The 12,711-nt window shown below is 68.0% G+C and carries 10 protein-coding genes; 2 read left to right on the forward strand and 8 right to left on the reverse strand.

The genetic code is table 11. From position 1 onward, the window contains the following. Nucleotides 1–79 precede the first annotated feature (79 nt). On the forward strand, nt 80–1,498 hold the full coding sequence (gene gnd, locus LOS8367_RS08550) for an NADP-dependent phosphogluconate dehydrogenase (RefSeq protein ID WP_085896072.1): 1,419 nt from the start codon (nt 80–82) through the stop codon (nt 1,496–1,498). 80 nt (nt 1,499–1,578) lie between these two features. On the opposite strand, the gene LOS8367_RS19030 is transcribed toward gnd, so the two are convergent. The 5 genes from LOS8367_RS19030 to LOS8367_RS08570 all read right to left on the reverse strand — a co-directional run bounded on the left by LOS8367_RS19030 (nt 1,579) and on the right by LOS8367_RS08570 (nt 6,351). After that, nucleotides 1,579–1,737 carry a hypothetical protein gene (locus LOS8367_RS19030; protein WP_165761422.1) on the reverse strand — a complete coding sequence of 53 codons (159 nt, stop codon included), beginning with the start codon at nt 1,735–1,737 and terminating at the stop codon, nt 1,579–1,581. Further along, nucleotides 1,731–3,101, reverse strand: coding sequence for an amidase (locus LOS8367_RS08555; protein ID WP_242665541.1), 1,371 nt, complete (start codon nt 3,099–3,101; stop codon nt 1,731–1,733). Before LOS8367_RS08555 ends, LOS8367_RS19030 begins: the two co-directional genes overlap by 7 nt. A gap of 1 nt (nt 3,102) precedes the next feature. Beyond that, nucleotides 3,103–4,524 carry a TRAP transporter large permease gene (locus LOS8367_RS08560; protein WP_085896073.1) on the reverse strand — a complete coding sequence of 474 codons (1,422 nt, stop codon included), beginning with the start codon at nt 4,522–4,524 and terminating at the stop codon, nt 3,103–3,105. Nucleotides 4,525–4,564: 40 nt separating this feature from the next. Beyond that, nucleotides 4,565–5,152 carry a TRAP transporter small permease subunit gene (locus LOS8367_RS08565; RefSeq protein WP_085896074.1) on the reverse strand — a complete coding sequence of 196 codons (588 nt, stop codon included), beginning with the start codon at nt 5,150–5,152 and terminating at the stop codon, nt 4,565–4,567. A 62-nt stretch (nt 5,153–5,214) separates the two neighbouring features. Continuing rightward, on the reverse strand, nt 5,215–6,351 hold the full coding sequence (locus tag LOS8367_RS08570; protein WP_085896285.1) for a TRAP transporter substrate-binding protein: 1,137 nt from the start codon (nt 6,349–6,351) through the stop codon (nt 5,215–5,217). 226 nt (nt 6,352–6,577) lie between these two features. On the opposite strand from LOS8367_RS08570, the gene LOS8367_RS08575 reads away from it, so the two are divergent. Beyond that, the gene (locus tag LOS8367_RS08575; protein WP_085896075.1) at nt 6,578–9,487 is read left to right on the forward strand and encodes a PAS domain-containing protein; all 2,910 of its coding nucleotides are present in this window, start codon (nt 6,578–6,580) and stop codon (nt 9,485–9,487) included. Nucleotides 9,488–9,574: 87 nt separating this feature from the next. Here the strand turns inward: LOS8367_RS08575 and LOS8367_RS08580 are convergent, their stop codons facing one another. From LOS8367_RS08580 to LOS8367_RS08590, 3 genes are all read right to left on the reverse strand, one after another. Then, nucleotides 9,575–11,116, reverse strand: coding sequence for a tripartite tricarboxylate transporter permease (locus LOS8367_RS08580; protein WP_085896076.1), 1,542 nt, complete (start codon nt 11,114–11,116; stop codon nt 9,575–9,577). Between the two features lie 10 nt (nt 11,117–11,126). After that, nucleotides 11,127–11,558, reverse strand: coding sequence for a tripartite tricarboxylate transporter TctB family protein (locus LOS8367_RS08585; RefSeq protein WP_085896077.1), 432 nt, complete (start codon nt 11,556–11,558; stop codon nt 11,127–11,129). Between the two features lie 69 nt (nt 11,559–11,627). Continuing rightward, nucleotides 11,628–12,617, reverse strand: a complete 990-nt coding sequence (locus tag LOS8367_RS08590; RefSeq protein ID WP_085896078.1) for a Bug family tripartite tricarboxylate transporter substrate binding protein — start codon at nt 12,615–12,617, stop codon at nt 11,628–11,630. Between the last annotated feature and the right edge of the window lie 94 nt (nt 12,618–12,711).

The raw sequence follows: 12,711 nt of genomic DNA on the forward strand, positions 1-12,711 counted from the left end.
GCGTGCCGCAAGTTCGGTTGTTCCCGAGCGCGCGCGCCGCTAAGTCTCCCCCCGGTATACCACTAGGGAGGCGCCGCTCATGGCACAGCAGGACAAAGCGAAGATCGGCCTGATCGGCCTTGGCACCATGGGCAGCGCGCTGGCGCTCAACATCGCCGAGAAGGGCTTTCCCATCGCGGTGTGGAACCGTCGCAGCGACGTCACCCGCGCCTTTCATGCCGAGGCGGGCGACCTCGCAGAGCGGGTGATCCCGACCGAGAGCTACGAGGAACTCGTCGCCGCGATCGAGAAGCCGCGCGCGATCGTCCTGATGGTGCCCGCCGGCGCGCCGGTCGACGAGCAGATCGCGGCGCTCAGGCCGCTGCTCGATGCCGACGACCTGATCATCGACGCGGGCAATGCCAATTTCCACGACACCAACCGCCGCGTGCGCGAGCTCGACGATGTGTCCTTCCTTGGCATCGGCGTTTCGGGCGGCGAGGCCGGGGCGCGGCACGGGCCCGCCATCATGGGCGGCGGCGAAAAGGAACTGTGGGACCGCGTTTCGCCGATCCTCGAAGCGATCTCGGCCAAGTTCAAGGGTGAGCCCTGCGCCGCGTGGATGGGCCGCGAGGGCGCGGGCCACTTCGTGAAGGCCGTGCATAACGGCATCGAATACGCCGACATGCAGATGATCGCCGAGGTCTATGGCATGATGCGCGACGGTCTCGGCATGCAGGCGGATGCGATCGGCGACGCCTTCGCACGCTTCAACGAGGGCGCGCTGAAATCCTACCTGATCGAGATTTCCTCGATCGTCACCAAAGCCGCCGACAAGCACACCGGCGAACCGATGATCGACCTGATCCTCGACAAGGCGGGCCAGAAGGGTACCGGCCGCTGGACCGCGATCGAGGCGCAGCATCTCGCCGCGCCGATCCCGGCGATCGAGGCCGCCGTGGTGGCGCGCAACCTGTCGAGCCGCGTCGCGGCGCGCCGCGAGGGCGAGGAGCTGTTCGGCGCCGCGCCGATGCAGATCCCCGAGGGCAAGGTCTCCGACGAGATGCTCGAGCGGGCACTGATCGCCGGCAAGGTGCTGTGCTACGCGCAGGGCTTCGACATGATCGCCGCCGCCTCCGAGCAGTTCGGCTGGGCCCTGCCCCTGCCCGAGATCGCCAAGGTCTGGCGCGAGGGCTGCATCATCCGCTCGGCAATGCTCGACGACATGGCCGCGGCGCTGGCCGAGGACGAGGATCGCAACCTGATGCTGGCGCCGGTCTTCGCGCGCTATCTGCGCGAGGGCCACTTGGCGCTGCGCGAGCTGGTGGCGCTGGGCGCGCGCTATGGCCACCCGATGCCGGCGCTGTCCTCCGGCCTGAGCTACTTCGACACGATGCGCACCGCGCGCGGCACCGCCAACATGATCCAGGCGCAGCGCGACTATTTCGGCGAGCATGGCTTCGAGCGCATCGACGGCATCGAAGACAAGCACGGGCCCTGGCACGGCCACGGCGTCTGAGCTCTTGCCGATCCAGCAATGAAAAAAGGCCCCCGCGCAGCGTGCGGGGGCCTTTTTCGTTCCAGGCGCTTAGGCCGGTCTCAGCTTTCGCGGGAGCTCGTGTAGACGTCCCATAGTACCAGCGCCACCGTCACGACGAGCACGCCGCCGAGATCGAGGCGCGGGATGTGCGAGATCAGGATCCACAGGAACACGAGAAAGAAGACCAGCGCCACGATGGTCATGATGCGGTTCAGCATGGGTCGGTCTCCTCGGCCAGCAGCCCTTCGAGCCAGCGCGCGGTGCGCAGCAACCGCGCGTCGTCGCCGCGCCGCCCGACGAGCTGTGCGCCCATCGGCAGGCCGGTTTCTGATTGCAGGATCGGCACCGTGACGGCGGGGGTGCCGCACAGCGTCCAGAGCCCGTTGAAGATGGAATCGCCGGTGCTGGCATGTCCCTCTGGCGCGGGGCCTAGGGCCGCGGGGCACAGGATCGCATCACAGCGCTCGAAGATCTCCTCGAGCCCGGCATAGAGCACGTCGGACCAGTCGAGCGCGGCGATGTAGTCGCGCGCGGGGATCGTCTTGCCCCGATCCAGGGCCTCCCGCATTTCTTCTGAGAGCCGCTCCCGGCCGCGCTTTTCATAGCCGTAATAGGACTTGGCCATCTCGGCGAGGTTGATCCGCTCGCGGATCGTCGCGGCCTCCTCGAACGCGCCCGGCAGCGCGGTCTCGAAGCATTGCTCGCCCAGCGCCTCGACCAGTTCGCCGAAGCCCGCAATCGTGTCGGCATCGGCCCGATCCCAGCCCGGCGGGCGCAGGAAGGCCAAGGTCGGGCGCACCGGCGGTTCCGTCATGGCGGTGGAATGCAGCCGGGGCGGCGGCGCGAGGCTGGTGGCCCGGTCGCCCGCGTCGTGGCCATAAAGCGCCTCGGCCAGAAGCGCCGCGTCCTCGACGTTGCGTGCGAAGACGCCGATCGTGTCGAGCGATGGCGACTGGCTCAGCACGCCTGTACGGGGGATCGCGCCGAAGCTCGGCTTGAATCCCACCGTGCCGCAGAACGAGGCGGGCCGGATCACCGAGCCCCCCGTCTGCGTGCCGACCGCGAGCGGCACCATGCCGGCGGCCACCGCGGCGGCCGAGCCGGAGGAGGAGCCGCCCGGGGTGCGGGCGGCGTCGTGCGGGTTGCGGGTCTTGCCCGGATGCAGGAACGCCAGCTCCGCCGTCACCGTCTTGCCGAGGATGACGGCGCCGGCGGCACGCAGCCGTTCGACCAGCGCCGCGTCGCGCTGGGGCACCCTGCCCTCGTCGAGCGGGGTGCCGTTCTGTGTGGGCACCTTCGCGGTGTCGATCACGTCCTTGAGCGCCACCGGCAGCCCGTGCAGCGGGCCGGTGGGCCGCCCCGCGCGGCGCGCCGCGTCGAGCGCCTGCGCCTGTTGCATCGCGTAGCCGCCGTCGAGCCAGGCCCAGGCCTGGATCTCCGGCTCCAGCGCCGCGATCCGGTCGAGGCAGGCCTGCACCAGATCCGTGGCGTTCAGCGCCCCGCTCGCCATCCGATCGCGCAGCTCGCGCGCCGACAGGTCGAGCATCGCGACATGACCCTTGGGCATCGGCTTCGCTTTCATCTCAGCGCCCATAGAACAGCTCCGGCAGTCCGAAGACCAGGTTCGGGAAGATGTAGACCAGCACCATCGAGACCACGACCATGGCGAGGAACGGCATGATCCCCTTGAAGATCTGCGTCAGCCGCACCTCGGGGGGCGCGATGCCCTTGAGGTAGTAGGCCGACATCGCCATCGGCGGGGTCAGGAACGAGGTCTGCAGGTTCAGCGCCACGAGGATGCCGAAGAACAGCGGATCGACCCCGAAGATCTCCAGCAGCGGCAGGAAGATCGGCACGAAGATGATGATGATCTCCGACCATTCCAGCGGCCAGCCCAGAAGGAAGATGATCAGCTGCGCCAGGATCAGGAACTGCACCGGGGTCAGGTCGAGGCCCGAGACGAACTCCGAGATCAGGTGCTCGCCGCCCAGATAGGAGAAGACCGAGGAGAAGATGTAGGAGCCGACGAAGAGCCAGCACACCATCGCCGTGGTCCGCACCGTAAGATAGACGCTCTCGCGCAGCCGCTGGAAGGTCATGGCGCGGTAGATCACCGCCAGCACCATGCCGCCCAGCGCGCCGATCGCGGCGGCCTCCGTGGGGGTGGCGAGGCCGAAGAGGATCGAGCCCAGCACCGACAGGATCAGCACCGCCAGCGGAAAGAAGGAGGTGAAGAGCATCCACAGGAGCTTGCCCAGCGGCACGTCGGGCACTTCGTCCTTGGTCGGACGCGGCGCGACCGAGGGCTGGAGGATCGAGCGGCCGACTACATAGGTCAGGTAGAGGCCGACGAGCACGAGGCCCGGCAGCAGCGCGCCGGCATAGAGCCGGACGATCGAGACGCCCGAGGCCGCGGCATAGACGATCAGCATGATCGAGGGCGGGATCAGGATGCCCAGCGTGCCGCCGGCGCAGATGATGCCCGCGGCGAAGGAGGGCTCGTAACGCGCCTTGAGCATGGCGGGCAGCGCCAACAGGCCCATCAGCGTCACCACGGCGCCGACGATGCCGGTGGCGGTGGCGAAGAGCGCGCATGTCACGAGGGCCGCGACGCCCATCGAGCCGGGCACGTTCTTGGAGGCGATGTTGAGCGTGGTGAACAGCCGGTCGACGATGTTCGCGCGCTCGACGATGTAGCCCATGAACAAAAACAGCGGCACCGCGGTCAGCACCTCGTTCGACATCACCGTGTAGGTCTGGTTGATGAACAGGTCGAAGACGCGGTTGTTCAGGAACCCCTCGATCCAGGTCGAGGTGCTCTCCCACCAGCTGGCGATCTCGGGTTCGAGGCGGTCGAAGTTGCGCCACATGCGGCCGGCATCGAAATAGGCGTAGTAGCCGAAGCCGATGCCGAGCGCCATCAGCGTGAAGGCGATGGGGAAGCCCAGGAAGACGAGGCAGATGAAGACGCCCAGCATCATCAGGGCGATTTGCGGTTCGGTCACGTGCGTGCGCTCCGTATCGGGTTAACGCGGAAGCCGCGCGTCATTTCATGTCCGGGTGATCGCTGGGGGCGGTCATCTGCTTCATCAGAAGCTGCTCGGTCTCCTCGACATCCTCCGCCGCGGCGAGCCAGACGCCGTCGCGCATCGCGAGGATGCAGCGGAAAACCTGCGCGATCCCCTGGATTGCGAGCAGAATACCGGCGGCGACGATCACCGTCTTGAACTGGTAGATCGGCACGCCCGCCGGGCTGTTGACCGAAACCTCGCCGTATTGCCAGGAGCGCGAGGCGTATTTCCAGCCCGCGAAGATCAGCGCGAAGACGCCGGGAAAGAAGAATATGATGTAGAGCAGGCCATCGACCGCGGCCTGCACCCTGACCGGCCAGAGCCGGTAGAGGAAGTCGCCGCGCACATGACCGCCACGCGACAGCGTGTAGGCGCCGCCGATCATGAACAAGGTGCCGTACATGATGAAGGAGAGGTCGAGCGCCCAGGGCGTGGGCGCACCCAGCACGTAGCGCACGAAGACCTCGTAGCTGACCCCGAAGGTCATCAGCACGATGAGCCAGCCGAAGACCTTGCCGAAGGCGGCGGAGAGGGCGTCGGCGAATTTGATGTATCCGAGCATTCGCGTCCCGTATGGTTGCGGGCCCGGCGACGCGGTCGCGCCGCCGGGCGGTCAGGCTTGGCTCAGAGCGCCAGCTTGCCGGGGTAGTAGTGCTCGTAGGCGAGCGTGTAGTCCGGCGAGTTCATCAGCGTGTAGTAGGTCACGCGTTCGACCCATTCGCGCTGGCTGTCGAGCACGCGCTTCATGAACTCGTCCTGCTCGAGCTCGGGGATCAGCGCGTCCCAGGCGTCGAGCTGGGCCGAGAGGATCGCCTGCGGCGTGCGGTGCACGGTGACGCCGCTCTCGGAGAGCTTTTGCAGGTCGCGCGAATACTGATCCAGCGCGGTCGCCGAGTTCGCGGTCGAGGCGGCTTCGACCGCGTGGCGCATGATCGCCTGCAGGTCGGGGTCGAGCCCTTCCATGAAGCTCTTGGAGAACAGGAACTCGAAGCTCTCGGAGGCCTGGTGGTAGGACGAGAGATAGTAGTTTTTGGCCACGTCCTGCGCGCCGAAGCGGCTGTCGGAGGTCGGGTTGTTGAACTCGAAGGCGTCGATCACGCCGCGCTCCATGGCGGGCACGATCTCGCCGCCCGGCAGCTGCGCCACCGACATGCCCATCGACTGCATCAGGTCGGCCGCGAGGCCCACGGTGCGGTACTTCAGGCCCTTGATATCGTCGACGCTGGCGACCTCGCTCTTGAACCAGCCGAAGGGCTGCGCCGGCATCGGGAAGCCGAGCATGCCCTCGACGTCGAGACCCATCGTGTCCATCAGCTCGGCGTAGAACTCCTTGCCGCCGCCGGCATAGAACCAGCCCAGCATGGTGTCGGCCGAGCCGCCGAAGACGGGGCCGGTGCCGAACAGCGAGGCGGCCTTGTTCTTGCCGTACCAGTAGACCGGCACCGAATGGGCCATGTCGATCAGGCCGTCGCTCACCGCGTCCATCACCTGGAACGCCGCGACCACGGCGCCGGCGGGCAGCACGTCGACCTTGAGCCTGCCGCCGGACATCGCCTCGACGCGATCGGCATAGGCCTGCGCCATTTCCTGCCAGATGTCCGAGGCCGGCCAGGAGGTCTGCAGCTTCACGACGATCGGGCTCTGGGCGAGCACGGCGGGTGCGGCGAGACCGCCGGCCGCGGTGACGCCCGCGCCGAGCGCGCCCTTGCGCAGGAACGAACGCCGCGACACCTGCGCGGTCTTCTTCGGGGTAACTGTCATGAACTCCTCCCAGATATCCAATTGGGCCGGCGCTCCCCCGCGCGGCCACCATGATCATTGAGGTTCGGCCACGTAAACGCAACTGGTAATTATTCTTGACCAGATCGGCGCCGCGTCTAGTTCCGCCCGTCCCCGCGCTCCGATTTGCATTGCGGCCCGCCCTCCTCCTTGTTCGCGGGCGCGATGCCGATATATCTGGCGGGCTGGCAATCGCAGGAATTTTCCGATGACGCTCGACATCAGCACGGCCTTCGAATCGGCCGCGACGGCCTACATGCTGATCGATCGCGACCTGCGCTATGTCTGGGTGAACCGGGCCTATTGCGAGGTCACCGGGCGCAGCCCCGAACAGCTGCTGGGCCGCAGCGTACCCGAAGTGTTTCCCGCCCAGGGCGAAGCCGAGGCGATGCTGCACGCCTCCTTCGAACGGGTATTTCGTAGTGGCCGGACCGATCACCTGCCGCTGATCCCCTACCCGATCGCCGATGCCGAGGGTCAGGCCGAGCACCGCTACTGGAGCGCTACCCATACGCCGATCCCGGGGGATGACGGCCGGGTGCAGTATTTGCTTCAGAACACCCATGACGTGACCGACCTGTACATGCGGGCGCATCGCGGAGAGCCCGGCGAAAAGCAGCTCGCGGAGCGCGGCAAGGAAGGCGAGATGCTGCTCCGGGCCGAGAGCGTGGCGCAGCAGAACCTCGAGCTCGGCATGGCAACGCGGTTCTTCGAGACGGTGTTCGACCAGGCGCCGAGCTTCATCGCCATCGTCAGCGAACCCGATCACGTCTTCCGCCTCGCGAACCGCGCCTACATGCAGATCGTCGGCGTCGACCGGCAGCTGATCGGACGGCCTGCCCGCGAGGCGCTGCCGGAGGTGGTGGAGCAAGGCTTCATGGAGCTGCTCGATCAGGTCTGGCACAGCGGCGAGCCGCTCACCATGCACGGCGTGCAGGCATATCTTGAGGACGATGAGGGCCAGCGCAAGGAAGTCTTCGCCGACTTCGTCTACCAGCCGCTCTTCGGCCCCAACGGTCGCACCATCGGTATCCTCATACAGGGCCACGACGTCACCGCCCAGCATCGCGCGGTGACCGAGCTGCGCAACGCCGAGGAGCGATTCCGCACCTTGGCGCAGAACATGCCGGCCCATGTCTGGACCGCCCGGCCGGACGGGATGCTCGACTGGGTCAGCGACCCGATCCATGCCTATGCCGGCACCAGCGACGGCCAGCTGCTGGGCGAGGATTGGGGCCGGATCGTGCATCCCGACGACCTGGCGCAGGTGGTTCCGGTCTGGGAGAGCTCGATCGCGCGTGGCGAGACTTACGAGACCGAATTCCGCCTGCGGCGGGCGGATGGCAGCTGGCGCTGGTTCCTGGTGCGCGCGGTGCCGGTGCGCGACCCCGAAGGGCGGATCGCGCAATGGATCGGCACCAATACCGACATCGAGGACCGCAAGGCGACCGAGGCGACTTTGGCCGAGCTGAACGCAACGCTCGAGGAACGGGTCGAGAACCGCAACCGGGCGCTCGAGGAGGTCAACGCGACTCTGCGCCAGAGCCAGAAAATGGAGGCGATCGGCAATCTCGCGGGCGGCGTTGCGCATGATTTCAACAACCTGCTGCAGGCGATCACCGGCAGCCTGCAGCTGGCCCAGCGCGAGCTTGGCCCCGATGCGCCGGCGGCGCGGCGGATCGGCCAGGCTATGGGCGCGGTCGAACGCGGCGCCACGCTCGCGGCGCAACTCCTGGCCTTCGGCCGGCGCCAGCCGCTCGAGCCGCGCGCCGTCGATCTGGGGCGGATGCTGGACGAGCTGACCCCGATCCTGCGCTCGGCTGTGGGCGAGGGCGTGCGGGTCGAAACCCGGGTGGCGCCGGGGCTGTGGAACACGCTGGTCGACGCCGCCAATCTCGAGAACGCGCTCCTGAACCTCGTCGTGAACGCGCGCGACGCGATGCAGGGCCAGGGCCGGCTCACGATCGAGCTGGGCAACACCGAGATCGATGCCGGGACCGCACGGGCGATGACCGACGTGGTGCCGGGCGAATACGTGCGGCTCTCGGTCAAGGATGACGGCAGCGGCATGGAGCCCGAAGTGATCGAGAAGATCTTCGAGCCCTTCTTCACCACCAAGCCCGAGGGCAAGGGCACCGGGCTCGGCATGGCGATGGTCTATGGTTTCGTGAAGCAGTCCGGCGGCCATGTGACGATCGACAGCGCGCCGGGCTGCGGCACGACGGTACGGGTCTACCTGCCCCGCTCGCTCAGGACCGCGGCCCCGGCGCCGCAGCGCAGCGCCGGGCCGGTGCTCGGCGGTCGCGAAACGGTGCTGCTGGTCGAGGATGATTTCGACGTGCGGCAGGTTGCGGCCGAGATGCTGGAGGATCTGGGCTACGCGGTGATCACAGCCGAGGATGCCGATGCCGGTCTTGGCGTGATCGAATCCGATCGCGGCTTCGACCTGCTGCTCACCGACGTGGTGATGCCCGGGCGGCTCACCAGCCGCGAAATGGCCGAGCGGGCGCAGGCGCTGCGGCCGGGGCTGCCGGTGCTGTTCGCCTCGGGCTATTCGCGCGATGCGATCGTGCATGACGGCCGTCTCGACGAAGGCATCCAGCTGCTGCCCAAACCCTATCGCCGCGAGACCCTGGCGCGGCGGCTGCGCGAACTGCTCGACCGACCGGCCGGATCGGAGAGCGCCGCCGCTCCGAGCAAGGCGACGCCGAGACCTGCGCCTACCCCGGCTGTGGCCCCGGCCCCGGTCATGCCTGCGCGGACCGAGGGCATTGGCGGCCTGCGGGTCGTGGTCTGCGAGGATGACACCTTCATCCGGCTGGATCTGGTGGAGATGCTGATGGCCGCGGGCGCCGAGGTGCGCGAGGCCGCGACGGGCGCGCAGGCGCTGGCGCTCCTGGAGGCGGCACCGGCGGACCGGCTCCTGATCGATGTGGGCCTGCCGGACCGCTCCGGCCTCGAGGTGGCGCGCGACGCGGTGGCGCGCCAGCCGGATCTGTCGGTGATCTTCGCCACCGGCCGCGACACGGTGCCCGGCGCAGAGAACCTGCCGCAGGCGCGGGTGCTGACCAAGCCCTTCGGGCAGGAGGCGCTGCTGCGGGCGGTGGGGCTCGCCTGAACGCGCACAGGCCGCGCATCCTCGCGCGGCCCGTGCCTCTCCCCCGCTCCGGGCGGGGGTCTCTCGCCCCCGTCCCGTCCGCTTGCATCAGTCGGTGATCGCCGCCTCGCGCTGGGCCGCGCCGCGCATCCGCGCCTTGACCACGCCGCCCACGAAGATCGGCAGCACGAAGCCGATGATCGCCACGGCCCAGAGCGCCAGCGTCAGCCAGGAGCCGAACAGCACCGAGTAGTCGCCATCGGCGATGGTCACCGCGCGGCGCATGTTCACCTCCATGGCGTTGCCCAGAAGCGTGCCGAGGATCACCGGCACCAGCGGCACGTCGAGCTTGCGCAGCAGCCAGCCGGCGACGCCGAAGGCGACCATCACCATCAGGTCGAAGCTGGAGCCGGAGATGCCGTAGATGCCGACGAAGGAGACCATCGCGACGATCGGCATCAGGATGCGCGGCGGCACCATCAGCACCCGCACGAACAGCCCCACCATCGGGATGTTCATCGCCAGCAGCATGAAGTTTCCGATGAACAACGCAGCGATCAGGCCCCAGACCACGTCGGGGTTCTGGGTGAACAGCAGCGGGCCGGGCGTGATGTTGAGCGACAGCAGCACCGCCAGCAGCACCGCCGTGGTGCCCGAGCCTGGCACGCCCAGCGCCAGCATCGGCACAAGCGCCCCGCCGGCGGCGGCGTTGTTGCCGGCCTCGGGGGCCGCCACGCCGCGCGGGTCGCCGGTGCCGAAGGTGTTGTCGCGATCGACCAGCTTCTTCTCCATCGAATAGGAGATGAAGGAGCCGAGCGAGGCGCCCGCGCCGGGCAGCACGCCCGCGATGAAGCCCAGGATCGTGGTGCGGATCATCGTCGGCGTGCAGGATTTCAACACTTTCCAGGACGGGGTGATGCGGCCGATGTTCAGCTTCGGCGCCGTGCTGGCATCTTTGTCGGTGCCACGATGCTCGAGGAAGATGAACACCTCCGAGAGCGCGAACAGCCCGACGATGGCGACGAGGAAGTCGATGCCGTCATAGAGGTGCACCTCGCCGAAGGTGAAGCGCGGCACGCCGGTCTGGGTGTCGACGCCGACCATGGCGAGGCCGAGGCCCAGCGCCGCGGCGAAGGCCGATTTCGCCTGGTTGGTCGAGGACACGCCGCCCAGCGTCATGAAGGCGAGCGCAAAGAGCGCGAAATACTCCGCCGGGCCGAACAGCAGCGCCACCTTCACGAGTTGCGGAGCCAGCAGCACGAGGCCCCATGTCGCGAAGAAGGCACCGACGAAGGAGGCGATGCCCGACAGCGCCAGCGCCTCGCCGGCGCGGCCATTGCGGGCCATCGGATATCCATCGAGACAAGTCATCATCGCCGGTTCGTCGCCCGGGATGTTGAGCAGGATCGACGATATCCGCCCGCCATACATGGCACCGTAATAGACCGAGGTCAGCAGGATCAGCGAGGGCGTCGCGCCAAGGCCCAGCGTGAAGGCCAGCGGGATCAGGATGGCGACGCCGTTGGACGGCCCGAGGCCGGGCAGCGCGCCCATGATCGTGCCGAGAAAGCAGCCCATCAGCGCGAGGCCGAGATTCTGCCAGGTGAGGGCGACGGCGAAGCCGTCGCCGAGTGATGCGAGCAGTTCCATGATCGCTCCTTCAGAAGCCCAGGGGCCCACGGGCGAGGCTGAGCCCGAGGACGAGATGGAAGATGGCGTAGATCCCGAGCGAGGTGCCGACACCGATCAGCACGCTTTGCAGCGGCGACGAGCCGAGCCGCCAGGTCAGGTAGGCGGCAGCAAAGGCGGTCGAGATGACGAAGCCCAACTCGGGCAGCAGCTGCGCGTAGGCGATCATCACCATCGCCGCGAATCCGATCTCGGCCAGCCGGCCGAGGCGGGGCCATTCCGGCTCGGGGTCGGGCTTGATCAGGAACCAGATCGAGGCCAGCGCCATGACGGCGGCGATGCCATAGGGAAAGGCGCGCGGCCCGACCGCGTCGGACATGAAGCTGTCGGGGATCAGGGTGGCGCGCCAGATGTAGAGAAGCGAGAGCATCAGACCGATGCCGCCGAAGATGCGATCGCTCATGCGACCCTCCCGGAATTGCGGGACGGGGCGCGCCGGAAGGCGGCGTCCCGTCCCTGCCCCTTGGGGCGGTTACTGGATGATGCCGATCTCTTTCGACAGCTCGGTGATCTCGCTCACCGATTCCTGCACGAAGGCCTGGAATTCCTCGCCCTGCAGGTCGAGCGGCGCGAGGCCGTTGGCTTCCATGATCGCCTGCCATTCCTCGCTGGAATAGAGTTGGTCGATCGCGCCGGACCAGTAGTCATAGGCCGCGTCCGACATCTCGCCCGGGCCGTAGAAGCCGCGCCAGTTGGCGCCGACCGCGTCGATGCCCTGCTCCTTGGCGGTCGGGATCTCAGAGAACTCGCCGGCGAGCCGCTCGGGCGCCAGAACGGCGAGGACGCGGATGTCGCCCGATTCGATGAAGCCGGTCGATTCCGACAGGTCGCCGGTGAAGGCCTGCAGCGAGCCGCCCAGCAGCTGCGTCACCGCCTCGCCGCCGCCGTCGAAGGCGATGTACTTGACGCCGCGCACATCCTCGATGCCGGCTTCCTGCGCCGCGATCAGCACCTTGAGGTGATCCCAGCCGCCCACGGCCGAGCCGCCACCGATCGACACCGAGGTCGGGTCGTTCTTGATCATTTCCATCAGCTGCGGCAGGTCCTGCACCTCGCTGTCGGCGGAGACCGCGATCACGCCGTAATCGGCGCCGACCGAGCCCAGCCAGCGCACCTGGTCCATGGTGTTACCGGGATAGGCGTTCTGCGCCAGCCGGGTCGCGGTGGCCGAAGAGGCCGCAACGATCAGGCCGTTGTCATCCTTGCGCTTGTTGACGACCTCGGCAAAGGCCACGCCGCCGCCGCCGCCGGCGAGGTTGACGACCTGCATGGTCGAGGGGATCAGGCCGAGATCCTGCAGGGTCTTGCCGACCTGGCGGCAGGTGAAGTCCCAGCCGCCGCCCGGGTTGGCGGGGGCGATGCATTCGGGGTTCTCGGGCGTGAAGTCCTGCGCCATAAGCGCGGCGGGCGCGGTGCCCAGGAACGCGGCGGCGATCAGGCCGCGGCGGAACGTGATGGTCATGTCTGTCCTCCCTGTGGTCTCTGGCCGTCCGGAGCACTCTCCGGCAGCCTCGTCCGCCCTTGTGCCGCGTCAAGCTGTCATCAAGCTGTCATGC

This window comes from Limimaricola soesokkakensis (assembly GCF_900172345.1).
GTDB lineage: Bacteria > Pseudomonadota > Alphaproteobacteria > Rhodobacterales > Rhodobacteraceae > Limimaricola > Limimaricola soesokkakensis.

What these genes read in the sequence shown, in the direction of transcription:
- LOS8367_RS08570 (WP_085896285.1), bottom strand. Translation starts at nt 6,351, where the DNA reads ATGACAGTTACCCCGAAGAAGACCGCGCAGGTGTCGCGGCGTTCGTTC.
- LOS8367_RS08585 (WP_085896077.1), bottom strand. Translation starts at nt 11,558, where the DNA reads ATGAGCGATCGCATCTTCGGCGGCATCGGTCTGATGCTCTCGCTTCTC.
- LOS8367_RS08555 (WP_242665541.1), bottom strand. Translation starts at nt 3,101, where the DNA reads ATGAAAGCGAAGCCGATGCCCAAGGGTCATGTCGCGATGCTCGACCTG.
- LOS8367_RS08575 (WP_085896075.1), top strand. Translation starts at nt 6,578, where the DNA reads ATGACGCTCGACATCAGCACGGCCTTCGAATCGGCCGCGACGGCCTAC.
- gnd (WP_085896072.1), top strand. Translation starts at nt 80, where the DNA reads ATGGCACAGCAGGACAAAGCGAAGATCGGCCTGATCGGCCTTGGCACC.
- LOS8367_RS19030 (WP_165761422.1), bottom strand. Translation starts at nt 1,737, where the DNA reads ATGCTGAACCGCATCATGACCATCGTGGCGCTGGTCTTCTTTCTCGTG.
- LOS8367_RS08590 (WP_085896078.1), bottom strand. Translation starts at nt 12,617, where the DNA reads ATGACCATCACGTTCCGCCGCGGCCTGATCGCCGCCGCGTTCCTGGGC.
- LOS8367_RS08565 (WP_085896074.1), bottom strand. Translation starts at nt 5,152, where the DNA reads ATGCTCGGATACATCAAATTCGCCGACGCCCTCTCCGCCGCCTTCGGC.
- LOS8367_RS08580 (WP_085896076.1), bottom strand. Translation starts at nt 11,116, where the DNA reads ATGGAACTGCTCGCATCACTCGGCGACGGCTTCGCCGTCGCCCTCACC.